This window comes from uncultured Algibacter sp. (genome assembly GCF_947487605.1).
In the GTDB taxonomy this organism is placed as follows: domain Bacteria; phylum Bacteroidota; class Bacteroidia; order Flavobacteriales; family Flavobacteriaceae; genus Algibacter_D.
The window spans coordinates 40,594-64,440 of the sequence record NZ_CANKXK010000010.1; the positions used below are offsets into that span (position 1 = coordinate 40,594).

Genomic DNA, 23,847 nt, shown 5'->3' on the forward strand with positions numbered 1-23,847 from the left:
TGCTTTGCTTTTTATAGATAATCTTTTGTAAATCTAATCCAACTCACGCACCCAAATATTTCTAAAACTTACAGGTGAGTTATGGTCTTGTAATTTTATAGATGCTTTACCATGCGGTTTGTCTTTTGGCCAACCAATATAAGAAGTTGCACCCTTTATAATAAAATGATCTTGTACCAAAACACCATTGTGAAGTACAGTAATAGTTCCTGCTTTTATTTTCTTTTTTCCTTTATAAATTGGTGCATGAAAAATAATATCATAAGTATTCCATTCACCTGTAGGAACAGATGCATTGGCTAAAGGAATAGATTGTTTGTAAATTGAACCAACCTGCCCGTTTACATATACATCATTATTGTTGTTATCTAAAATCTGTACTTCGTAACGCTCTTGCAAAAACACGCCACTATTCCCTCTACTTTGACCTTTACCTTTAATTTTTTCAGGTGCTTTCCATTCTACATGAAGTTGTACAGAACCAAATTTTTGCTTGGTTTTAATGTTTGCCCTTTTGTTTTCAGGACCTCTATCAATCGTCGTACTTTTGTCTTCAGAATTGATTTTCCAAGTAGGTTTAGAACCATCATTATTTTCCCAAGCATCTAAATTTGTACCATCAAACAATACAATAGCATCACTAGGTACGCCATTTTGTCCAACTGGGTTTACTACTGGAGGAACTGGAGTATAAAATTCGGTCTCCTCATGTTTTGTAGGTTCTTTTATACCATCATAAACCCCTAACTCTATGGCTTTTTGAATCTTGTTTTCTTGTGCATCAGCAACATAAAAACAGAAAACAAGTATTAAAAAACAAACACTTTTGTGCATAACTATTTTTTTAAATTCCTAAAACGCTCTTTAAAAAATCTTCATCAATAGCACCACCAGCAAAATCATCAAAACTACGTCCTGCTGCTTCTATAATATGTTTTTGAATGAATGGCGCGCCTTCTCTGGCACCTTGTTCAGACGATTTTATACAGCACTCCCATTCCATAACTGCCCAAACATCACATTCATATTTGGTTAGTTTAGAAAAAATACTTTTAAAATCTACTTGTCCATCACCTAAAGAACGAAAACGACCTGCTCTATCTTTCCAATCGGCATAACCACCATATACACCTTGTTTTCCTGTTGGATTAAACTCAGCATCTTTTACGTGAAACGCTTTGATGCGTTCGTGATAATAATCAATAAACGTTAAGTAATCTAATTGCTGTAGTACGTAATGACTTGGGTCATACAAGATATTAGCACGATTATGATTTCCTGTAGCTTCTAAAAAACGTTCATACGAAATGCCATCGTGTAAATCTTCACCTGGGTGAATTTCATAACACACATCCACTCCTTGTTCATCAAAATGATTTAAAATGGGTAACCAACGATTTGCTAATTCTTTAAAGCCCATTTCTACCAATCCGTTAGGGCGTTGTGGCCAAGGATAAACGGTATGCCACATTAAAGCTCCAGAAAATGTAGCATGTGCTTTTAAGCCTAATCGTCCACTTGCTGTTCCAGATTTTTTTACAAAATCTATAGCCCATTGGGTTCTTGCTTTTGGGTTATTTCTAACCTGTTCTGGTGCAAAACCATCAAACATGGTATCGTAAGCTGGATTTACAGCAACCAATTGCCCTTGTAAATGGGTTGATAATTCTGTAATTTCCAATCCATAGGAATTCACTTTTCCTTTTAATTCATCACAATAGGTCTGACTTTCAGCAGCCTTTTCAATATCGATTAAACCAGATTCCCAAGTAGGAATTTGAATGCCTTTATATCCTAAATCGGCTGCCCACTTGCACATGCCATCTAAACTGTTAAATGGAGCTTCGTTACCCGCAAATTGGGCTAAAAAAACTGCAGGTCCTTTTAATGTTTTCATATGTTTAAATCTTTTTTATTGTATTTCTAAATCTACCCAAACATTTCCGTTTTTATGAGATTTTACAGTACTTTCTATAAAATCCATACCTCTTACACCATCTAACATGGTTGGAAATTCACCATCGTTGTATTTTTCGCCTCTAATGGCTCTTGCTGCTCCTAAATATATATTTGCCATAGAATCAAAAATACCTTCTGGGTGTCCTGGTGGTAATTTAGTGCCATCTAAAGATAAGTCTGAATTATAGGCATGCCCAGGTTTGTAAACTTGAGTAGGCTCTGTATCGCTTAATTTATATAAGAAGTTAGGACGTTCTTGTTCCCATCTAAACGCTGCTTTTTCTCCATAAATAGTTATTGCTAACCCATTTTCTTCACCTGTAGCAACTTGACTACTTCTAATTAATCCTTTTACATGGTCGTCAATTCTAATGAGTGCTGTACCATCAATATCCATTTTATTGTCTTCATATAAATAATTGAAATCACATAAAACCGATTTTACTTTTAATCCTGTAGTAAATTCAATTAAATTAAAAGCATGTACTCCTATATCTCCCATACAAGAGCTAATACCTGCCCTTTTTGGATCCAATCGCCATACTGAAGAACGTTTTTCCTTATCGTGGATAATGGTGTTAATCCAGCCTTGGTAATAGCGTGCATCTACTTTATGAATTTTTCCTAAAGCTCCAGCTTTAATCATTTCGCGCATTTGTCTCACCATAGGATACCCTGTGTACGTATGTGTTAAGGCAAAGACTGTTCCCGCTTTTTTATGAGCTTCTTGCAAAATTTTAGCTTCTTCTAAAGAGGTGGTCATCGGTTTTTCGCAAATGACATGAAACCCATTTTCCAATAGTTTTTTTGCCATTGGAAAGTGAAGAAAATTGGGCGTTAGAACGGAACATACTTGGATGCGCTCATCCTCAGGTAATTTCATTTCTTCAGTAATAAAGGTGTCAAAATCCTTATAAACCCTATTCGTAGGAATATCAATTTCTTTAGCGAATTTGATATTTTCTTCAAAATCTGGATTAAAAACTGCTCCTACAATTTGATAGTTATCATTTATATGAGATGCTACACGATGCAGTACTCCAATTAAAGAGTCGCCACCACCGCCTAAAATCCCTAGTCTAATTTTTTTACTCATGATTATTAGTCTTTATATTTATTTATACTTCTGAAGCATTATTTTCTTTAATTGCTATAATTGAAGTCATCTTGACTTTTTCTATTTCCTAAAAAACGGATAAAATTCATCCATATTTCGTTACTTTTTTTGTCCGTATCGCTGCTATGCACTTCAAAAAGTGCCTCATCTGGATGAATTTTATCTCATTTTGGTCAAAAACAAAAAGTCAAGATGACTTCATTAAGATAAAACCTTAGCAAAATGTATTAAATATACTGGTTTATAATGTTCTCAAACAATTCTTGTTTACCACTTTTTAAACTTAACTCCCCATTGTCTTGTGCAATTTTGTACAAGTCTTGTAAATTTAAGTTTCCTTTTTCAAATTCAGCACCTTTTCCAGAATCAAAAGAACTGTAACGCTCTGTTCTTAATTTTTCGTAAGGTGAAGAAGTTATGATTTTATCTGCAATTAATAAAGCTCTTGCAAAAGTATCTGCTCCACCAATGTGAGCTAAGAATACATCTTCTAAATCTGTAGAGTTTCTTCTAATTTTAGCATCAAAATTAACACCACCACCTTGTAAACCACCAGCTTTTAAGAATACTAACATGGCTTCTGTAGTTTCTTGAATGTTATTAGGGAATTGATCCGTATCCCATCCGTTTTGGTAATCTCCTCGGTTGGCATCTAAACTTCCTAACATACCTGCTTTAGCAGCTACTTCAATTTCGTGTTGGAATGTGTGTTGTGCTAAAGTAGCGTGGTTTACTTCAATATTAATTTTGAAATCTTTATCTAATCCGTATTCTTTTAAGAATCCAATAGCAGTAGCAGAATCGAAATCGTATTGGTGCTTAGACGGCTCCATAGGTTTAGGCTCAATAAAGAAGTTTCCTTTAAACCCTTGAGCACGAGCATAATCTCTAGCCATGGCTAAAAATTGTCCCATATGGTCTAATTCACGCCCCATATCTGTGTTTAATAAAGACATATAACCTTCACGACCACCCCAAAATACATAGTTTTCACCATTTAAAGCGATGGTTGCATCTAAAGCTAATTTTACTTGACCTCCAGCTCTTGCTACTACATCAAAATCAGGGTTTGTAGAAGCACCGTTCATATAACGCGGATTTGAGAAACAGTTTGCTGTACCCCACAATAATTTTACTCCAGAAGCTGCTTGCTTTTGCTTTAAGTAATCTGTAATGGTTAGTAATCTGCTTTCAGACTCTCCAAAAGTTGCGCCTTCTTGAATTAAATCGTAATCATGAAAACAGTAGTATCCAAATCCCATTTTAGTGGTAAATTCAAAAGCAGCATCGGCTTTATCCTTAGCCGCTTGGATAGGGTCAGAAGATTTATCCCACTCAAAACTTTGCGTTCCAGATCCAAAAGGATCAGATCCTTGTCCACAGAATGTATGCCAGTAAGCTACAGAAAATTTAAAATGCTCGCGCATTGTTTTTCCTACCACAACTTGGTCTGGGTTATAGTATTTGAATGCTAATGGATTGTCAGATTCTTTTCCTTCAAATTTAATGTCTCCAATACCTTTATAGTATTCTTTATTACCTATTAGTGCCATTTTGTTTTGTTATTGATTGTATAATTATTATTTTAAAAACTATCCGAAACTTTGTAAGCATTCAATAATGCTATTTCTCCAGCTTTTTCTTTCATAGATTTACCATGTTCCATTCCTAAAATACCATCATAACCTTTGGAGTGAATGTGCTTAAAAATGTTTTTATAATTAATTTCTCCTGTTGTTGGTTCTTTTCTTCCTGGGTTATCTCCAATTTGGAAATAAGCAATTTCATCCCAGCATTTATCGATATTATTAATAATATTGCCTTCTTGTATTTGAAGGTGATAGATATCGAATAATATTTTACAAGCAGGTGAATTTACCGCTTTACATATTTGATAAGCTTGCGCAGATCTACTTAAAAAAGCACCAGGGTGATTTACGAAATGATTTAGCGGTTCTAATACCATTGTAATACCATGAGGTTCTAAAATGGCAGAGGCTTGTTTTAAGACTTCAACAACATTTGCTGTTTGATAATCCATATGTAGTTTTGAATATATCAATCCAGGAATTATAGTCACCCATTTGGCATTGACACGTTTTGCAGGCTCTATACAAGATTTTATGTCTCTTAAAAATTTTTCAAAACTTTCTTTTGTACCCGAAGTTATTGTATTGTTAAAGTTGTTTTCTGTTCGATCTTTAAAATTAACACCCGCTGCTACAAAAACACCCATTTCCATATTTCTTTTGACTAAGGTTTTGGCTATTTGCTCCTGAACTTCAACAGAACGTTTACCGAAACGATTGTCTTCAAAAGCTGTAAAACCTTGATCCGCCATAAAATTAATTTGGTCAGATGGCTCTTTACCTGCATGACTTGTAAAGAGCCCCAAGTGAGGCGCATATTTTAGCTTAAAATTAAGGCTGCTATTTTCAGGAGCTATATTATTTATAGCATTTACTTGATGCATTCCCAATCCTAAAGCAGATACTGCTGTGGCACTTTTTTTTACAAATGATCTTCTATCCATAGCTTAAAATTTAAAAGTATAATGTTTTACCAGGAACCGGAATTGGGTAATTCCCATTGTTATCAGGTAGCACAGGTGCTAGACTATCCATTGTTAAGGTGTTTTCATCTGGCACCAATTTTAGGTTGGTATTCATAGCCGCGTCCCAAGTTATTTCTTGACCTGAATAGGTCGCCATTCTTCCTAAAATTCCAGTCATTGTACTTTTCGCTGCGTTTTCTGCATCACTTATAACCCCTCCATTTCTTATGGAATCAAATAGGTTGTCATGTTCAACCTGATATGGGTTTTTATCTTCTTGGGTATCGTGTTTGTAAATGGTTTTTCCAGAATAGGATTTTAAAAGTGATGTTCTTCTGTTATCTGTCTCCGCGATTCCTTTTGTGCCTTGAAATGTTTCTGAAATGCGCTTTAAACAGTTAAGTTGTTGTCTTGACTGACTTGATATAACAGCACCACTAGGATAAGTGAATTCTACAAAATGATGGTCAAAAATTTGACCATATTCATTGCCTGTTCTAACCTCTCTACCTCCCATACCTTGTGCTTTTATTGGGTATTCGCCAATAAACCAATTGGCAACATCTATATTATGAATATGCTGTTCTAGAATATGATCCCCACAAATCCAATTAAAGTAATACCAGTTTCTTAATTGGTGCTCTAATTCAGAATAGTTAACCCGTTCAATGGGTTGTTTAGCTTTGTTAGTATTCCAATATACTTGTCCAGAAACAATTTTTCCAATTTTCCCTTTTTGGATATGTTTGTAGATTTGCTGATAACTATTTTGATAGTGTCTTTGAAGCCCAACCACAACATTTAATTTTTTGGCTTTCGCTACTTTTGCTGCTTCCAATACTTTTTTTACACCTGCCACATCTGTAGCCACAGGTTTTTCCATAAACACATGTTTGCCTTGAGCAACAGCATATTCAAAGTGTTGCGGTCTAAACCCTGGAGGTGTGGTTAGTATAATTACATCGGCTTCGTCAATAGCTTTTTTGTAAGAACCAAACCCAGTAAATTTATGACTTTCTTTTACGGGAATTCTATTAGCGTCAATATGCTCAGAAAGTGTTTTGAAAGACTTATCAAGTTTGTCCTTAAACACATCAGCCATAGCAACTAATTTTACGTCTTTATCTGCATTTAGAGCCTGAAGAACAGCACCAGTACCTCTTCCTCCGCAACCCACAATAGCTAATTTTAAAGTGTTTGTTTTGCTTTTTAAAGGTGATGTTGCGCTTAGTATTGAAGGTGCAAGTAATATGCCTCCAGTAGCTAATGAAGAATCTTTTATAAAATCTCTTCTTGTAAAAAAATTGGTTTTACGGGTCATAATTATTCTGTTTTAGTAATTAGTTGTTCTAACGTTTTTTTCCAAACTTGATATGCTTTTTCGTACTGTTCTTTATTCCCAAGGGGTTTAAAGGTCATAACGTGGTCGTTATTTGTAATATTATCTCCAAAAGATTTGAAATCACCATCTGTTAATCCACAAGCCCTAGCAGCTCCTACAGAACCTGTTGTGTTGTAGATTTCAATTTCATGTCCAATTAAAGTGGCAACTGTATTGGCAAAAATTTCTGCACGGAAAAGGTTGTCGTTACCTGCTCTAATCACATTAATAGTTGCATTGTCGTTTTTTAGAATTTCCATACCATATACAAATGAAAAGGCAATCCCTTCTAAAGCAGCTCTACATAAATGTCCTGTACTGTGTTGATTTAGGTTTAGGTTGGAAAAATGTGTTCCAATGTTTTTGTTGTTTAACATGCGTTCTGCACCATTTCCAAAAGGAATAATAATTAAGCCATCAGCACCCACCGCAACTTCGGATGCTTTATTATTCATATCTTCATAAGAATTAACGGCAACATTGTTGCGTAACCAACGGTACATAATTCCAGCGCCATTTATACATAAAAGTTTCCCTAAGTTGGTGTTACTTTTGGTATAGTTTACGTGAGCGAAGTTGTTAATTCTTGATGATTCTTTAGATTTTAATTGGTCTGTAACTGCATAAATAACTCCTGATGTACCGCCAGTTACGGCAACCTCACCAGGATTAAAAATATTTAAAGAAAGTGCATTGTTTGGTTGATCTCCAGCTCTATACAAAATTGGAGTTCCTACAGGAATTCCAGTGTCTTCAAATCCTTTTTGATTAACTTCACCTTGGTTCGTAAAGTTTTCAACAATATCTGGAGTTAAAGAAGTGTCTATTCCATAGTGTTCTAATAGCCAGTTTGCTGGAGTATCGTTTTTATAATCCCACAAGATGCCTTCTGAAAGCCCATTTTTTGTGGTAGCCACTTTACCAGATAATTTATAGGCAATGTAATCACCAGGCAACATATATTTATAAATGTTTTTATAAACATCGGGTTCATTATCTAAAACCCATTTTAGTTTAGAAGCTGTAAAATTTCCAGGGGAGTTTAATAAATGTTCAGCACATTTATCTTGACCCAGTTCATCAAAGGCTTTATTTCCTATTTCAATAGCTCTACTATCACACCAAATGATAGCATCTCTTAATGAGTTTCCAGCTTTGTCAATCACCACCAAACCGTGCATTTGGTATGAAATACCAATACCTTCAATTTTAGAGGCATCAATATTAGCTTCTTTAATAACCCTTTTGGTAGCGGTACAAATATAGTCCCACCAAAGTTCTGGATTTTGTTCTGCCCAATCAGATTGTAAGGCTGTAATTTCCATTTCGTTTTCTGGTTCATGAAGCGCCATAAGTTTTTCACCAGTTTTAGCATCTACTAAAGCTACTTTTGCTGATGAACTTCCTAAGTCAAATCCTATATAATACACGATTCTTAGTTGTTTTTTATTGATTAGTTGGGTTTAATTTTTTTAAGCGAATCGTTCTGTATTGCAATTCTGCCCATTCAGCCTGCAATGAAATAGGACCTGATATGAGTGGTTTCCAAGTACTATCTGTCGCTTTATATTGCATATTGTAAACTTCATTTACCAATACGCCATTCATATAATATGTTGCTTTTTTATTTCCGTTTACAATGATTTCGGCTAAATTCCATTCCCCAATTTCTTTTTCCGGGAAAATAGAGGTCTTTCCACGACCAACCCTACCTGTATCTAACATACCTCTTGGGCTTAAAGGCGCTCCTTTTTTGTAGGCATTGTTTTCAATTGGGGTTTCAGCTCTACTATCTTTAATTACAAAAATATCACCTGTAACATATTTGCCTCCAGATTTACCATCTCCTAATTGCATTTCAATGGAATGTGGCCATACTTTTTGTAAATCTGTATGAATGTGAAATAAAATACCTGCATCTCGATTTGCTTTGGTTCGAGGTTCAAATTTCTTTTTAAGCCATCGGTATTCTACTTGTAAATGAAAATTGGAATACACCTGTTCTGAAACGAGGTTCGCATTATGTTGTTTTGAATTGGATTTTGCGCCTTCGTAAATATGAATAACGTCATTATTTACTTTAAAAATACGATCGCCTTTTAATGCGTTTTCATCACCTCTTCCTCCTGTATAAGCTGCCCAACCACTTAAATCTTTACCATTAAATAATGTTGTCCATTCTTCTTCAATAGCTAACAACGGGTCTTTATCTAAAGGTGTTATTTCAAACTTTTTAATGGCAACAGGCCCATGATTTCCTTGTATGGCAATAGGAGCAGTAGGCACTTCTGGTTTAATTTCGGATCTTCTTGTAGGACCTTCTACTTCTACATTATCTTGAACCAATTGATTATTTACTTTAACAGAGATAAATCGAGCATTTTCAGTTTTGTTTCCTTCAGAATCAAAACGAGGGGCTCTAAAAATAATGCTTAAAGTTTGCCATTCTCCTGGTGCTTTAGATGCGTTTACTCTTGGGGCAACACCTCCATAACCTCTTAAATCATCTTCTTTTTTAGGATCCCATCGTTGGTATATTCCTCCTAAATCGGCAAACGTAGGATGAGCTACACCATAACTGTCTAAAATTTGAATTTCATAACGATCCATAACATAAACTCCAGCATTAGAGCCTTTAGGAACCATAAATTCGAGATCGATTTTTACATCTTGGAACGCTTGCTTAGTAATTAAAAAAGGGTGCTTTATTTTTGTGGCTCCATTATTTAGAATAGTGCCTTTATTTTTAGAATTGCTTGTAATGGTGAATTCCGTTTTATTAGGAACAGCTTTTACAGCTTCAACCATTTGCCAACCATTTGACTCATGAAAATTTGATAAGGCATCACCAGCCAATACATTGATGGTGTTTGTTTTTTCTTGAGACTGTGATTTATGTTTGCACTGAACTAAGAATATAATTGTAAAACTTAATAAAATAGTTTTAAATAGATTGTTGGTATATGGTTTATAAAACGTATTCATAATTTTTATAATTTACTATTATGGGTTTAATCTTGGTGTTTTAGCACTGTTTTGCGTATGTATTTTATTTATGTATAGTATTGCGAGTGCTACGAATAAATAAACTTTGTTTGTTAACATCTTTAAGGTTCTTAAAAAAGCGTTTATTAATTTAATTTTAGGAATTGGATAAAAAATCCAAAACGCTTTAGATTTTTAAATACCAAAAAGTTAATTACATAACTTTAGTTTTTCCTGGAATTGGTACTGGGTATTCTCCATTGGCATTAGGTAAAATTGGTGCCACACTGTTTAAACTTGTTTGATCGTTATAATCAAATAATTGAACTTTTGATGTAACAGCTTCATCCCAAATCATTTCTTTACCAGACCAAGCTGACATTCTTCCAAATGTACCAGTCATTGTAGAATGCGCTGCATATACAGCTTCATTATAATAAGGTTTGCTGTTGTATATGCTATCAATTAATTTTTCTTGAACTTTATTATGAGAACCATGGAATTTACCTAGTTTTTTACTTTCCGCAGTAAAAATTAATTTTCCTTTATTGTTATAGATAAAACCATCATTTGTCATAACTGCTTTTCCTTTAGTTCCGTAAAGGTATTCACCATTTTTAGTTTTACAGTTTCTAGAATTTCTACTATAACTGTGTAAGGACACACCGTTTTTGTATTTAAAGTTAGAGGTGATATAATCAAAACCTCCTACAGCACTAGAATAGTGTCTGTCGAAGTTTTTTCCTCCTAAGGCAATTACCGACTCTGGGTTTAATTCTCCTAATGCCCAATTTATAATATCTAGATTGTGAACATGAAACTCTTCAATATTTCCACCACTTACCCAAGAGAACGATCTCCAGTGTCTGTTTTGGTATTCCATTTCAGTCCATCCTTCTTTTCTAGGTCTGCCTAGTTGCCCAATAGGACCTCCCATCCAGTAGCATTCTGCGGTGTGAATATCTCCAATAGCTCCATCTTGAATTTCAGCTATCATTTGTCTGTAACCTTCAGAATAGCGTCTTTGTAAACCTGAAGCTACGTATCTTTTTTTCTGAGTTGCTAATGCAGCTGTTTGTAAAATACTTTGGAAACCTAATGAATCTACACAAACAGGTTTTTCCATAAACACGTGTTTGTTTTGTTTAATAGATTCTGCAAAAATAACAGGTTTAGAAGATGCTGGTGTACCTATAAATACAATATCACACATAGCAATAGCATCTTTATAACCTTGATAACCAACAAATTTAGTGTCTTCTGTAACTTTTATTTTTGATTTGTTTGCCCCTGCAGCTGTTAGTATTGCATTATGTTTTTCGTCTATTTTGTCTTTAAACAAATCGCACATGGCTACCAATTCACAAGGCACGTCTTTATATTTTAACGCAGCTAAAACGGCTCTGGAACCTCTTCCTCCACATCCAATTAATGCAATTTTTAAAGTGTCATTTGATCCGCTGTTGAATCCTAATTCGCTAGCAAAAGCACTTGAAGTTGCTAATAAACCAGCTCCTGCCATTGCCGAATTTTTTATAAAATGTCTTCTTTTCATTTTTATTTAGTTTAATAAAATAATATTATTCTAGCATTGACGAGAAAAATGCTTCAGCATCTTCTTTACTAGGCTGCTCTAATGGTCTTACTAATCTGAATCCTACAAACTCTGAATCTGTATTCCACCAAAAACTTTGAGGTAATTGTGGGTCTCTTTCTTTCCATTGGTCTGTTGAGGTTATTCTGTTTGAGCTTCTACATTCTTCAGGGTCATCTAAAAAAGAACCTCCTCTTGCAGATCTTGGATAAAGCGCATCTGGATATGCTCGTGGGTTTTTTTCTCCCGCTTCAATTTTTGAATAAAAATCTTCATAGTATTGGTCTAGACACCATTCAGATACATTACCATAAATATCGTACAGCCCATTTGGACTAGGTTTTTTCAAACCAACGACGTGTAGTTTTTCTTCACCATTATCAGCAAACCAAGCATATTCTTTTAGTTTTTTACTCTTTTTACCAAAGAAATATGGTGTTTCGGTGCCTGCTCTTGCGGCAAACTCCCATTCAGCTTCAGTTGGTATTCTATAAAATACGCCTGTTCTTCTAAACAACCATCTGCAGTATGATAAGGCGCCATATTGTGTAAGCCCAACAACGGGTTTTAAATCCTCGTCTTCCAATCCTTTTGATGGGTCTTCATAAGGGCTTGAAGGTCTTGATATAACTTCAGGGTTTTGCTTTCCATCTGGTAAAATATCTCTTGTTTTGTCTGTAAATAACAAGAACTCTTTATGGGTTACTTCGTGTGTTCCCATCCAAAAAGAGGCCACTTCAACGTTTACATTTGGTAATTCATCATCTTCTTTCTTTTTATCTTTTTTAGAGGCACCTAATACGAAAGTCCCTCCTTCAATAGGTGTCATTTTAAAAGAAACATCTGTTCCTGGGATTTCTTGAGTATAGGCTTTAAAAGATTCTTGAGCTATCGTATTTATTGAGCTTGCTAAGGTTACAACTACCAATAAAGCGATTTTTAAATTTTTCATATTGAATATAATTACTTTAATTAATTTTTATTTAGTAAACTTTAAGTGAAATGAAACATCCAAATCATCCATAGTTTTAAGCTTTCCAAAAAAAGCTGTTGGCTTTTCAATAGAAAACATAGACATAGTTACACCTTTGTTTCCTTTAAAGTGAAATGAACCATTGTTATTTTCTGTTGTTACTTTAAATACAACAGTTATTTCTTTTTCAACTCCAGCTATTTTGATAGTGCCTATAGACTCAGCAGTAAAACCATCAGCATCAACCGCGGTAATTTTCGCTTCATTTGAAGTAAAACTAACATTTGGATGATCGTCGCTTTTTAATGCAGATTCTACTTTACCATTCATAATCGGACCTCTACCGCTATCCATTTTTTCTACCTCGAAACTGAAGGATAAATTTGATAAAATAGCAGCTCCAACTTCGATTTTAAAATCATCTACTAATACAAAGTCTCCAGTAGGTTCAATAACTTCTACAGACCAATCGCTAACGGTTGAAGAACCATCAACTTTCATTTTAGAATCTGGGGAAAGTGTGTACTTAGTTTGTGCATTAAAAACAGAGGCGCATAGCAGAAGCAGAATGAAAACACTTATTTTTTTCATTTTAGTTTAATTTGAAATTGGGAATTTATTTGATGAATACAGAACCTCTTTGTTGTTTAATAATAGGAGTTCTGCATTTTTATGTTTATTTAAAATTATTTCTCTTTGACTTTGGTCTTCAACAATATTAAATGTGGAAGCCAAATAATCTGCTTCGGTAGCCGAATTTGAAACTACAGAAGCTGTTATATTATGAGTTACTGGTGTTAAGGTTTTTGGATTTATGATATGGGAGTATTTTTTTTCTTTGATAACTCGATAGCGATACGTTTTGCCAGATGTAGCAATGGCTTGCCCTGAATTTAACGTTACATTGATAGTAGAGTTGGTATTTGAGGAAACACCTACCATCCATTTTTCATGACCTTCTGGTTTGCCAAAAACTCTTATATCTCCGGCAGCTTCAATTAAAAAAGCGGGTACCTTATGTGTTTTTAATAATTCATATACTTTGTCTATAATATAGCCTTTTGCAATACCGCCTATATCTAGTGCGCTATGTTTTTTTAAGCTTAAATTACTGTTTTCTTGTATAGAAAACACATCATGTAATCCTATGGTTTTTTTAACTTTTCTTAATCGGCATTTTTTAGGAAGTCTTCCGCTTTTTTCGGCTTTATCCCAAAGTTTCATTAGAGGCTTCATGGAAATATCAAAATAGCCTTCAGTAGTATCATAGGCTGTTTGTGAATGCTTAAGGACTTCTAATAAATATACTGAAGGGTTTTTAAGCGCTCCATTAGCGTTTAACTTTTCGATATCACTAGTCTTTATGTAATTGCTTAGCTCTATGTTTAAAGAGTCAACCAAAAGATATGCCAAGTTTGAGACCTTTTTAGCATTAAAATTTTCAGGGGCATAAAAGATGAGTTTAAAGTTTCCGCCAATCTTTTTTTTATCAAATACATAGCGCTTAGCAAAGCCATTTGTAACCGTAAAAAAAACAGTTATGCATAGTAATATTTTATAAATTTTAAGCAAAGATTAGATTAGTTTAAATTGACATTTGGTAAAAATAATATAGATAAATCATTTTTTATATGATTAAATTATCTTTTTTTTGTAAAAAAGAACCAAAAAATGTAGATTTCTTAAATATTAATTTCTATTTTTTTGATTAAATATTTTTTTTGTGAAAATAGATTATGCCTTGCCTAATGGAGTTATTTCGATTAATTTTATTCAAAAGTTATTCGAAAAAACTAATTTGGGGTTTTTTGCTAAAAACACCAAAGGAGAGATTTTGAGCATAAATACTTTTATGCTTTCTATTTATGGAGTTGACACACAAAAAGAGGTTTTAGGCAAAACTGATTTTGATTTTTTTCCACAGCACATAGCAACGTCTATCGTTTGTGATGATAGTTTGATTTTGAGGGAAGGAAAAACGATTATTGATAAAATTGAAATGGTGCCATTTGCAGATTTTAAAACACATTGGCTTAAAACATCGAAGTACCCTATATACGATATAAATAAAAATGTTGTAGCCATTCTTGGTATTACATCAAAATTAAGAGAATCTAATGAATATTCTTTTAAAAACGATAAGTTAATTGAGGTATTAAATTATATGGAAACCCATATTGATCAAAAAATATCATTGGATGAACTTTGTAAAATAGCCTTAATGTCTAAAACCTCTTTGCTAAGACATTTTAAAGAAACTTTTCAAACCTCTCCCTTAGCATACTTAAAAAAAGTACGGATTCATTTGGCTTGTAAAATGCTTAGAAGTACAGATAAGAGTTTAAAGTCTGTAGCTTTGGCCTGTGGTTATTATGACCAGAGTCACTTTAATAAAGATTTCAAATTATTTTTAAATACGACACCAAAAAAATATAAAAGCGAATTTGGGAGGTTTAGGTAAGTTTAGCTATTTTTTATATAGAAATCATCTTGACTTTTTAAGTTTATATTTTTTTAGCCATAAACGTACCAACTTGATTTCGTTTAATAATATTTCATATAATGAATTGATTTTAAGCAATAAAATCCAACTCTGATATCCTGCAAGGTCTTTTTTTTGACCTTGTAGGTATGATCACATCAATTAGAAATACCTACAAGGTGTTCAAAACCTCGCAGGAAAACTATAATATTCAGATTATCAGTATTTTAATAATAGAACTTAGGTTGCCAGTAAAATAAAAAGAGACTAGGAAAATCCTAATCTCTTATTTTACTGTATAAGGTTAATTCTATCGCTAATAAGTTGCTCCTCAGCAGAGCTTATATCTTGTTCAAATTAACTTGGGTAATATAATGTATATCTTATAAAAAAAACACCAACCATTTTTGGCAGCATTACCAAAAATTAAAGGGTTATTAATATATAGATGTTTAAATATGGGCATGTATTAAAACATTCATAAGATTTATTTCACTCTAAGTAAAACGGTACCATGAGGTCTAACACTTGCAGAAAAACTGTTTTCAAATGTACCAATGTCTTTGTGTCTCCACACATCACGGAATTTTTTTGGGCCTTCAGAAAGTCCTACTGTTTTCCAGTCCATTTTAACAACTTGTTCCGTTTCATTTTTATTAAATAAACCAATAGCTTTTGAGCCATCAGATAAATCTCTAACAACCACTTCCAATCCATCTTTATCATAAACTGTAATACCAGGAATCGCTTTTGAATCTTGATGGATATCGATTAGTTCGTAATTCTTAAATAAATTTAAAGTAAAAGAATTCATGTAGTCAATAGGGCAACCAATTAACATAGGAGCTGCCCAAAGTGTCCAAAGTGAGATATGCGTATATTGCTCATCAGGAGTTAGTAATGTAGGCTCTAATCTAGGCCCTATACTACTAGAGTTTACATCTCCTACAATTAACATGTCAGGATCTGGAAAATGTCCAGGAGCTCCTCTAAATCCTTTTTCTTGCCATTCTCTTTGGTTTATCCAAGCAGCCAATAGACTACCTCCTCTTTTTCTAGTAGGGTGAATCCAATGGTCTTTAATATCACCACCACTACGCCATACGTTTAATCTTGTTTTAGCTAGTTCTGCATGAGATAGCTCTAAGGTGTTAGAAATAGAATAAATAACATCTCTTTCACTGTTTTCTAACAGATCAGCCATTTCTAGTAGACTTTTTTCGTCATGAGGAGTCCAATCGTATTTTAAATAATCAATACCCCATTCCATCCATTGTTTAACATCTTGTGCTGCATACGAATATTTACCAACACGTCTCCAAACACTGTTTGCCATTTTAGTGCCTTTAGGGTCTACCATAGAATTGTTCCATACTTGATCTTTATCATTAGTACTACCACCAATTCCGCCTGCAAAAGAGGTAACCCAAGGTGTAGCATAGATCCCGCATTTTAAACCTAAAGCATGAATTTCATCAAACATAGCTTGCATATCTGTAAACCTTTTTGGGTCTGCTTCTAAAGAATTGTATTTACCACCTCTGGTGTTTCCTTGCCAGTTTCCGTCTAAGTTTACATAAGAAAACCCGTAGTTTGCTAAACCTTTGGAAATCATAGCTCTCGCAGAGTTTAGCATTCTTTCTTGTGAATTTCTTCTTGCCCATGAGTTCCAGCTGTTCCATCCCAAAGGAGGTGTTAAGCAAATTTCTTTACCTACTTTGATGACGAATTTTTTGGAAGCGTTTCCTTTATGATTCTTGGCTTTAAAAGTAACTTTATAGTCTTTGTGAGCCATGTTTTCAATTTTACCAGAAATGATTCCTGTTTTACTGTCTAAAGTAAGTCCTTTAGGCAATCCTAATGCAGAAAAAGTCATAGGTCTTTCTCCTGTTGCAGGAATGGTGTATAAAAATACTTTACCTGGGCGAACTCCAAAGACACTAGCTCCATTAATTCTAGGTCTAGGACTTTCTTCTGGACTTAGCATATAAAATCCGTTACCAGATTTAGGATATTTAGGGATGTAATCTGCTTTTTGAGCATGTATAAATACTACAGAACTTAAAACTAATAGCCCAGTTATCATTATTTTTTTCATTGTGATGTTTGTTTAATTTTAAATTCTAAACTTCCGTACAACAGATTCTAATTCGAATTAAGATTATTCTATACCCAAATATTTTTTTATTGTTTCGGTATCTGGACTGTATTTTTCTTTTATTTGTTTTTTTGGACTACGTGCTATAGGTAATTTGTGGAACTCATTCTTTAAATAAGAAACCAATTTAGCATGTAATTCTTCTGCTAGTTTAGGTTTTTTCTGGATGATATTTGCTTGTTCCGCAATATCCTTGTTGATATTGTATAATTCAGACGGACTGCCATCAAAAAATAAAATATATTTATACCCTTCTTTTGACAATACAGCAGCAGAACTACGACCTCCCCATTTGTGTCTGCTTGATGGGAAATACCAAAAGAAATCTCTTTTTTCAACCGTCTTGTTTTTCTTTAATAAAGGCATTAAAGAAATACCATCTATAGACGCTGTTGTTGGTGCATTTGCTCCAATAGCATCTAATATGGTAGGCATTACATCCATAATTACGATGGGTTGTTCAGACACTTTGTTTGCTTGTGTGTTTCCTGGCCAAGTAATAAAAGCAGGCACTCTAACTCCAGCTTCGTAAGTTGTATTTTTACCTCCCATTAAAGGAACACAAGGAACTTTGTCTGTTAGAGGGCCGTTGTCTGAATAGAATACAAAAATTGTGTTTTCATATTCTCCTTCGTTCTTTAAGTGATCGACCACTTTACCTACAGATTCATCAACACTTTGAATCATTCCTGCATACACAGCATATGATTCTGAAGTGACTAATTTTGTACCAACTGCATGTGCTTCAAGAGCGCTTTCTTTTTGAATACCTAAACTGTCAATTTTATTTTGATACTTTATTCTTAATTCCTCTTTAGATTCATGTATAGTGTGTACTGCATAGTGCCAAAAGTTTAAGAAAAAGGGCTTTGATTTATCTCTATTTTCTAGAAGCTTGATAGATTCATCAGTCAATCTATCTGCTAAATATTCTCCTTCTTTACCTCCTTCGTACAAACCAGGTACAGCATTACGGTAGTTGAATTGTTTTTTGCCATTTTCATCAATAGTAACTCCATAAGGCCAAAAGTGATGCCCTGGGCCATAAGAAGAATAGCCTCCTATATTTACATCAAATCCCATTTGTTCTGGAAAAGTTTTTGTTCTTTCTTTTCCCATATGCCATTTTCCTACATGCCAAGTTGCATAGCCTTGGTCTTTTAAATGATGAGACAATAGCTTTGTTTTATTAGGAATGTAATGTGCTGCACTCCACATACCTAGTTTGATATTATGAATACCTGATAAAATAGCGGCACGTGCAGGAGCACAAACAGGAGCAGAGGTATAGGCATTTGTAAATTTAGTACCGTCTGCACATAGTTTATCTATGTTAGGAGTTTCATAGACTTTTGCTCCAAAACTACCCAGATCTTTCCATCCCATGTCGTCTATAAGAAATAGAACAACGTTAGGTTTTTTAATTTGAGAAAAAACACTAAATGAAATACAAAAGAGTATTAAATTTAGTGTTTTTCTAAAACTTTGTATCGTTGTATGCACGTATTTATTCAATTTTTATGAAAACAACACCATGAGGACGAACTTTTGCAGAGAAAGTATCTTTAAAAGTTCCAATATCTTTATTTCTCCATACATCTCGTATTTTTTTATCTCCAGAGATACCAGCAGCTTTAAAGTTTAATGTTACAACTTCTTCAGAATCGTTTTTATTAAATAAACCAACAGCTTTTTTGCCATTCTCCAAATCTTTTACAATAATTTCAATTCCATTTTCATTAAGAATAGTTTTACCAGGTATGGCAACAGCATCTTGGTGAACATCAATAACTTCAGAGTTTTTAAATAAACCTAGAGTAAACATATCCATGTATTCTATAGGACATCCAATTAACATAGGAGAAGCCCATAAAGTCCAAAGTGTAATATGTGTATATTGCTCATCTGGAGTTAAATTAGAAGGACGTAATAAAACGTTAGAGTCCGTTGAACTTAAATCTCCTACAACTAACATATCTGGATCTGGAAAATGACCAGGGCCACCTCTGTATCCTTCATCTAACCATTTACGTTGTTTATCCCATTCTTGTAATAAGTTCCATGCTTTACCATCTGTGTTCCAACGATCTTTTAAATCTACTCCACTACGCCAACATTGTACACGAGTTTTACAAAGTTCAATAATATCAAAATGTGCATTATTAGAAAGCGATAATACAATATCTCTTCCAGAAGCATCTAGAGCGTCTGCCATTCTAACAATACTTTCAGCATCGTTAGGTTGCCAGTCATATTTTAAGTAATCTACACCCCATTCTACCCATTGTTTTACATCAATAGCATCAAATTTATACTTTCCAATTCTTCTGTATGCAGAATTTTTAAGTTTAGTTCCTTTAGGGTCAATCATAGATTTATCCCATTTACCATCTTTATTGTCGCTACTGCCACCTACACCAGCACCGTAAGTAGTAATCCATGGAGATGAGTAAATTCCTCCTTTTAATCCTAATGCATGAATTTCATCATACATAGCTTTGATGTCTGGAAATTTTTCGTTGGGTTGAATAGCATTGTATTCTCCACCTCTTTTTCCTTGCCAACCTACATCTATGTTTATATAAGAGAAACCGAAGTCGTTCAATCCTTTATCAACCATAGCTCTAGCAGATTTTAAAACTCTTTCTTGAGTAACATTTCTACGTGCCCAACTGTTAAAACTATTCCAACCTAAAGGAGGTGTTAAACAAATTGTGTTTCCTACTTTAATTGTAAACTCTTTACTATCTTTTCCTTTGGCGTTTTTAGCTTTAAGTACAATTTTGTAGTCCTTAATGTCTTTATTTTCAATAGTTCCAGAAATAATACCTGTTTTAGAATCTAAAGAAAGTCCTTTTGGTAAAGGAGACGTAGAAAAAGTCATTGGTTTATCTCCGGATGCAGGGATTGTGTATAAAAATTTAGATCCAGGACGTACCCCAAATACATTTGCTCCATTTATTTTTGGAGATGGTTTTATTTTAGGACTTAATATATAAAAGCCATTGCGAGCTTCTGGATATTTAGGTGCGTAATCTACTTCTTGAGCTTGTACAAGGTGACACAGTACAAATAGGAGATTAAATAGAATTGTTTTTTTCATTTTTAAATTAGTTGTTTTTAATTAATATATTATAAGGTGTTAAATTTAATTGTCTGATTTATTCAATTTTTAATAAAATAACTCCGTGAGGACGTACGTTTGCAGAAAAGCTGTTTTCAAATTCCCCGATGTCTTTATTTCTCCAAACGTCACGTATGTTTTTCTTCCCACTAAGCCCTGCTGTTTCCCAATCTAATGTTACAACTTGCTCTGTTTCGTTTTTATTGAATAGACCAATAGCTTTATCTCCATTTTCAAGATCTTTTACCACAATCTCAATACCATTCTTTTGATATACTGGAATACCTCCCACAGCGGTTGCATCCTGATGAATATCTAATACTTCGGCATTGGTAAATAAATTTAGTGTAAAGTCATCCATCTGATCTACAGGGCATCCCATCAACATTGGTGAAGCCCAAAGTGTCCATAGTGATATGTGAGTATATTGCTCATCGGCAGTTAATCGTGATGGCACAAGCTCTTTACTTTGCATCATTTGTTTTCCTACAACCAACATATCAGGGTCGGTAAAGTGACCAGGCTCTCCTCTATACACTTCCAACCATTTATTTTGCATGTCCCACGCTCGTAGCATATTCCAACCTTTTCCATCGGTATCCCATCTGTCTTTTAAGTCACCACCAGTACGAAAACAATTTACACGAGTTTTAACAAGATTTGCCATGTTAAATTTTGTATTGTTTGAGATGGAGTAAACAATGTCTCTTCCACAAGATTCTAACTCATCTGCCATAAGAACTAAACTGATAGAATCGATGGGAGCCCAGTCGTATTTAAGATAATCCACTCCCCAATCTACCCACTGTTTTACGTCGTTGGAATGAAATTTATATTTTCCAATACGTCTCCATTGCGTATTTTTCAATTTGGTAAATCTTGGGTCTTTCATTGATTTCTCCCAATAACCATCTTTATTATCACTACTACCACCAGTACCATTACCGTATGTAGTAATCCATGGTGAAGAATAAATACCTCCTTTTAAACCTAAAGCATGAATTTCATCAAACATCGCTTTTATATCAGGGAACTTTTCGTTTGGTTGTATTGCATTAAATTTACCACCTCGATTTTTTGGCCAACCCACATCAATATTCACATAAGAAAATCCATAGTTGATTAAGCCTTTGTCAACCATTGCTCGTGCTGATTCTAGAACTCTTTCCTGTGTAACATCACGACGTGCCCAACAGTTAAAACTATTCCAGCCCAAAGGAGGAGTTAAACAAATAGTTTGCCCTACTTTAATGGTAAAATTTTTGGTATCGGATCCTTTTTTGTTCTTAGCCTTAAAAGTTACTTCGTAATTTTTTTCTTCTGTGTTTATAATTTTCCCAGTAATAATACCTGTTTTACAATCAAGTTTAAGACCTTTGGGTAAACCTTTAGCAGAAAATTTCATTGGTCTATCTCCTGATGCTGGAATGGTATATAAGAAAACTTTATTTGGTCGTACTCCAAAAACGCTAGCTCCGTTTATATTTGGTTTTGGACTTTCTGTTGGGCTTAATATATAAAGACCATCATCTGATTTTGGATATTCTGGGTTGTAATCTACTTTTTGCGCATGAACAACTAAAATGTTACATAGCAACAATAGTTTAATGTAAAAAACATTCTTCATAATTATAAAATTATTTAATAGTGATTAAAACAGTTCCATGAGGGCGAACAGAAGTAGAAAAACTGTTTTCAAATTTTCCGATGTCTTGATTTCTCCATACATCTCTTACTACTTTGATACCTTCTAAATTGGCCAATGCCCAATCTAGTTTTACAACTTGTTCTGTTTCATTTTTATTAAAGAGCCCAATTGCTTTTTCTCCATTATCTAAATCTTTAACTACAATTTCAATACCATCTTTACTGTAAATCGTTTTTCCAGAAACACATTGTGGGTCTTGATTTATATCTAAGACCTCTGTATTGGTTAAAAGATTTAACGTAAACGCATCCATGTTTTCAATAGAAGAACCAATCAACATTGGAGAAGACCATAATGCCCATAAAGAAATATGTGTATATTGTTCATCTGCGGTTAGGAGAGAAGGTTGTATGCTTACACCATCTGTTCCCGTAGAAACATTTCCAACGACTAACATATCTGGGTCTAAATAACGGCCAACCTTACCGTATGAACCTTGTTCTTGCCATTTTTTTTGTTCGTCCCATACTTTAGAAAAACTCCATCCTCTTCCTTTACCAATCCAACGGTCTTTTAAATCTCCACCTGTACGCCATACATGTACATATTGTTCACAAACTTTTGCTAAAGATATGGGTGTGGTGTTAGAAATTGAATACACAATATCTCTACTAGAGTCTGCAAGTGCATTTGCCATATTTACAGTACTAAGAGAATCGTTAGGCGCCCAGTCATATTTTAAATAATCTACACCCCATTCTATCCATTGTTGTACATCTTGTTTTTCAAAACAATATTTACCAACGTGTTTGTACTTAGCAATCTTCACAGGAGTTCTTTTAGGATCTTGCATCGTGGAGTCCCAATAGCCATCTTCTGTATCACTACCACCTCCAATAAAACCGCCATAAGAAGTCACCCATGGTGAAGAGTAAATACCTGCTTTTAAGCCTAATTGGTGAATTTCATCATACATCGCTTTTATGTTAGGAAATCTTTGAAGGTTAGGTTGAATTGCCATATTCTCTCCTCGTTTTCCTTGCCATGCACAATCAACGTTTACATAAGAATAACCGTAATTTATTAATCCTTTGTTAACCATAGCTCTGGCAGATCTTAGAACTTTGTCTTGATCTACATAGTTTTCCCAACAGTTCCAACTGTTCCAACCTAAAGGTGGTGTTAAACAAATTTCATCTCCAACTTTTATGGTGAATGTTTTTGAGGCTTCACCCTTCTTGTTTTTAGCATTAAAACTTACGATGTATTCTTTTTTTGTTTTATCAAGAATTGTACCTGAAATCATACCTGTTTTGGAATCTACAGAAAGCCCTTCAGGTAAATTGGTAACAGAAAATTCCATAGGACGATTTCCAGAAGCTGGAATTGTATATAAAAATGGCGACCCAGGTCTAACTCCAAATACAGAAGGTCCATTAACTTTAGGAGCTTCTTTTGCTTTAGGGGTTAATATATATAGTTCGTTTTCTGGATAATTTGGTTGGTAAACGAAATCACTTTTTTTTACGTCACTACAAGAAAATAGTGATACTGCGATAGCGAAAATTGCGATTGTTTTTTTCATTATAGTTTAGTGGTTTTATTCTTGTTTATTTTACGGTAAAAACAGGTTACCCTACAAGAGGGTGGTTACAAATATAGAACATTTATTTAATAAGTGTGTAAATAACACTTGTTTTTTGTGCAAAATTTTTCTAAATGATGGAAAAAGATCTCAAAACACCCCAAAAATCTCTAAATATATCATTAACTAATCCTTGATATAATTTACGCGTAGGCAAGTTTATCTAGATAGTGATTTAAATAAGTGACTATGATTTTTGCCAATTATTTTTTGTGATTCATAATATA

At 34.0% G+C, this 23,847-nt stretch carries 18 protein-coding genes; 1 reads left to right on the forward strand and 17 read right to left on the reverse strand.

Going from position 1 to position 23,847, the window contains the following annotated elements; translation table 11 throughout:
• Positions 1 to 33: 33 nt before the first annotated feature.
• From Q0739_RS11840 to Q0739_RS11895, 12 genes are all read right to left on the reverse strand, one after another.
• Positions 34 to 834, reverse strand: coding sequence for a DUF1080 domain-containing protein (locus Q0739_RS11840; RefSeq protein WP_298238948.1), 801 nt, complete (start codon positions 832 to 834; stop codon positions 34 to 36).
• A 10-nt stretch (positions 835 to 844) separates the two neighbouring features.
• Positions 845 to 1,897: a sugar phosphate isomerase/epimerase gene (locus tag Q0739_RS11845; protein WP_298238949.1), complete on the reverse strand. Its 1,053-nt coding sequence runs from the start codon at positions 1,895 to 1,897 to the stop codon at positions 845 to 847.
• Positions 1,898 to 1,912: 15 nt separating this feature from the next.
• Positions 1,913 to 3,055: a Gfo/Idh/MocA family oxidoreductase gene (locus Q0739_RS11850; protein WP_298238950.1), complete on the reverse strand. Its 1,143-nt coding sequence runs from the start codon at positions 3,053 to 3,055 to the stop codon at positions 1,913 to 1,915.
• 248 nt (positions 3,056 to 3,303) lie between these two features.
• A complete protein-coding gene (xylA, locus tag Q0739_RS11855) occupies positions 3,304 to 4,629 on the reverse strand; it encodes a xylose isomerase (RefSeq protein ID WP_298238951.1) in 1,326 nt (441 codons plus the stop codon).
• 32 nt (positions 4,630 to 4,661) lie between these two features.
• Positions 4,662 to 5,609 (reverse strand): TIM barrel protein, encoded by a 948-nt coding sequence (locus Q0739_RS11860; protein ID WP_298238952.1) that lies wholly within the window; start codon positions 5,607 to 5,609, stop codon positions 4,662 to 4,664.
• Between the two features lie 10 nt (positions 5,610 to 5,619).
• Positions 5,620 to 6,951, reverse strand: a complete 1,332-nt coding sequence (locus tag Q0739_RS11865) for a Gfo/Idh/MocA family oxidoreductase (RefSeq protein ID WP_298238953.1) — start codon at positions 6,949 to 6,951, stop codon at positions 5,620 to 5,622.
• Between the two features lie 2 nt (positions 6,952 to 6,953).
• A complete protein-coding gene (locus tag Q0739_RS11870; protein ID WP_298238954.1) occupies positions 6,954 to 8,441 on the reverse strand; it encodes an FGGY family carbohydrate kinase in 1,488 nt (495 codons plus the stop codon).
• A 16-nt stretch (positions 8,442 to 8,457) separates the two neighbouring features.
• Complete coding sequence (locus Q0739_RS11875) at positions 8,458 to 9,996, reverse strand: DUF1080 domain-containing protein (protein ID WP_298238955.1); 1,539 nt, start codon at positions 9,994 to 9,996, stop codon at positions 8,458 to 8,460.
• A gap of 214 nt (positions 9,997 to 10,210) precedes the next feature.
• Positions 10,211 to 11,551 carry a Gfo/Idh/MocA family oxidoreductase gene (locus Q0739_RS11880; protein WP_298238956.1) on the reverse strand — a complete coding sequence of 447 codons (1,341 nt, stop codon included), beginning with the start codon at positions 11,549 to 11,551 and terminating at the stop codon, positions 10,211 to 10,213.
• Between the two features lie 25 nt (positions 11,552 to 11,576).
• Complete coding sequence (locus Q0739_RS11885) at positions 11,577 to 12,542, reverse strand: SUMF1/EgtB/PvdO family nonheme iron enzyme (RefSeq protein ID WP_298238957.1); 966 nt, start codon at positions 12,540 to 12,542, stop codon at positions 11,577 to 11,579.
• 27 nt (positions 12,543 to 12,569) lie between these two features.
• Positions 12,570 to 13,154 (reverse strand): YceI family protein, encoded by a 585-nt coding sequence (locus tag Q0739_RS11890; protein WP_298238958.1) that lies wholly within the window; start codon positions 13,152 to 13,154, stop codon positions 12,570 to 12,572.
• Between the two features lie 6 nt (positions 13,155 to 13,160).
• Entirely contained in the window at positions 13,161 to 14,135 is a 975-nt protein-coding gene (locus Q0739_RS11895) for an FAD:protein FMN transferase (protein WP_298238959.1), read from the reverse strand.
• 151 nt (positions 14,136 to 14,286) lie between these two features.
• On the opposite strand from Q0739_RS11895, the gene Q0739_RS11900 reads away from it, so the two are divergent.
• Entirely contained in the window at positions 14,287 to 15,024 is a 738-nt protein-coding gene (locus Q0739_RS11900) for a helix-turn-helix domain-containing protein (RefSeq protein WP_298238960.1), read from the forward strand.
• Between the two features lie 508 nt (positions 15,025 to 15,532).
• Here the strand turns inward: Q0739_RS11900 and Q0739_RS11905 are convergent.
• The 5 genes from Q0739_RS11905 to Q0739_RS11925 all read right to left on the reverse strand — a co-directional run bounded on the left by Q0739_RS11905 (position 15,533) and on the right by Q0739_RS11925 (position 23,560).
• Positions 15,533 to 17,143 (reverse strand): putative Ig domain-containing protein, encoded by a 1,611-nt coding sequence (locus Q0739_RS11905; protein ID WP_298238961.1) that lies wholly within the window; start codon positions 17,141 to 17,143, stop codon positions 15,533 to 15,535.
• A gap of 63 nt (positions 17,144 to 17,206) precedes the next feature.
• Positions 17,207 to 18,718 (reverse strand): sulfatase, encoded by a 1,512-nt coding sequence (locus Q0739_RS11910; protein ID WP_298238962.1) that lies wholly within the window; start codon positions 18,716 to 18,718, stop codon positions 17,207 to 17,209.
• Positions 18,711 to 20,306, reverse strand: coding sequence for a putative Ig domain-containing protein (locus Q0739_RS11915; protein WP_298238963.1), 1,596 nt, complete (start codon positions 20,304 to 20,306; stop codon positions 18,711 to 18,713). Before Q0739_RS11915 ends, Q0739_RS11910 begins: the two co-directional genes overlap by 8 nt.
• A 58-nt stretch (positions 20,307 to 20,364) precedes the next feature.
• Positions 20,365 to 21,954 (reverse strand): putative Ig domain-containing protein, encoded by a 1,590-nt coding sequence (locus Q0739_RS11920; protein ID WP_298238964.1) that lies wholly within the window; start codon positions 21,952 to 21,954, stop codon positions 20,365 to 20,367.
• A gap of 10 nt (positions 21,955 to 21,964) precedes the next feature.
• The gene (locus Q0739_RS11925) at positions 21,965 to 23,560 is read right to left on the reverse strand and encodes a putative Ig domain-containing protein (RefSeq protein ID WP_298238965.1); all 1,596 of its coding nucleotides are present in this window, start codon (positions 23,558 to 23,560) and stop codon (positions 21,965 to 21,967) included.
• Between the last annotated feature and the right edge of the window lie 287 nt (positions 23,561 to 23,847).